The sequence below is a fragment of the Flavobacterium aquaticum genome, assembly GCF_003259835.1.
Classification (GTDB): Bacteria; Bacteroidota; Bacteroidia; order Flavobacteriales; family Flavobacteriaceae; genus Flavobacterium; species Flavobacterium aquaticum.
Map to the genome: position 1 here is coordinate 1 of NZ_QLMI01000026.1, position 1,500 is coordinate 1,500.

Here is a 1,500-nt window from a genome sequence, read left to right on the forward strand (position 1 = left end):
ATCAGTAGCAGTAAAAGTCACTGAAGCCGAACCAGTTGCACCACATGTATCAGAAACCGAAGCAAAGTTATTAGTCCAAGTTACGTTGGAACAAATATCCGAAGCCACAGCACCACCATTTGAAGCTAACCAAGCGTTTAGTTGAGCGGTATTTCCATTGCCATCACATTGTACTTCTAAGTTTGAAGCTTGCGTTGTGATTGTTGGATTTGTGTTATCGATTATTGTAAACGTAGCTGTAGTTGAAGAACTATTTCCGCAATTATCAGTAGCAGTAAAAGTTACCGAAGCCGAACCAGTCGCTCCACAAGTATCAGAAACTGATGTGAAGTTATTACTCCAAGTCACATTTGAACAAACATCAGTAGCTGAAGCACCACCATTGGAAGCTAACCAAGCGTTTAAAGCAGCAGTGTTTCCATTGCCATCACATTGTACTTCTAAATTCGAAGCTTGAACTGAAATCACTGGATTGGTGTTATCAATGATTGTAAACGTAGCATTAGTTGAAGAACTATTTCCACAGTTATCAGTAGCTGTAAAAGTTACTGTAGCAGAACCAGTTGCTCCACAAGTATCAGAAACTGAAGTAAAGTTGTTACTCCAAGTCACATTCGAACAAACATCAGTTGCAGCAGCACCACCATTAGAAGCTAACCAAGCGTTTAATGCATCGGTGTTTCCATTGCCATCACATTGTACTTCTAAATTCGAAGCTTGAACTGAAATCACTGGATTGGTGTTATCAATGATTGTAAACGTAGCATTAGTTGAAGAACTATTTCCACAGTTATCAGTAGCTGTAAAAGTTACTGTAGCAGAACCAGTTGCTCCACAAGTATCAGAAACTGATGCGAAGTTATTAGTCCAAGTTACGTTCGAACAAACATCGCTAGCTACAGCACCACCATTAGAAGCTAACCAAGCATTTAATGCAGCGGTGTTTCCATTTCCATCACATTGTACTTCTAAATTTGAAGCTTGAACAGATATTACTGGATTCGTATTATCGATGATTGTAAATGTAGCTGTTGTAGAAGAACTGTTTCCACAATTATCAGTAGCTGTGAAAGTTACCGAAGCCGAACCAGTTGCTCCACAAGTATCAGAAACTGATGAGAAGTTATTACTCCAAGTCACATTCGAACAAACATCAGTTGCAGCAGCACCACCATTTGAAGCTAACCAAGCGTTTAAATCAGCAGTGTTTCCATTTCCATCACATTGCACTTCTAAGTTTGAAGCTTGAACAGAAATTACTGGATTAGTGTTATCGATAATAGTAAATGTAGCTGTTGTTGAAGAACTATTTCCGCAATTATCAGTAGCAGTAAAAGTCACTGAAGCCGAACCAGTTGCACCACATGTATCAGAAACCGAAGCAAAGTTATTAGTCCAAGTTACGTTGGAACAAATATCCGAAGCCACAGCACCACCATTTGAAGCTAACCAAGCGTTTAGTTGAGCGGTATTTCCATTGCCATCACATTGTACTTCTAA

1 protein-coding gene is annotated in these 1,500 nt (G+C 39.3%); it reads right to left on the bottom strand.

Annotated features, from left to right (window positions below):
• The coding region (locus B0I03_RS13230; RefSeq protein ID WP_181452400.1) for a hypothetical protein at positions 1-1,500 on the bottom strand (1,500 nt) is incomplete at both ends.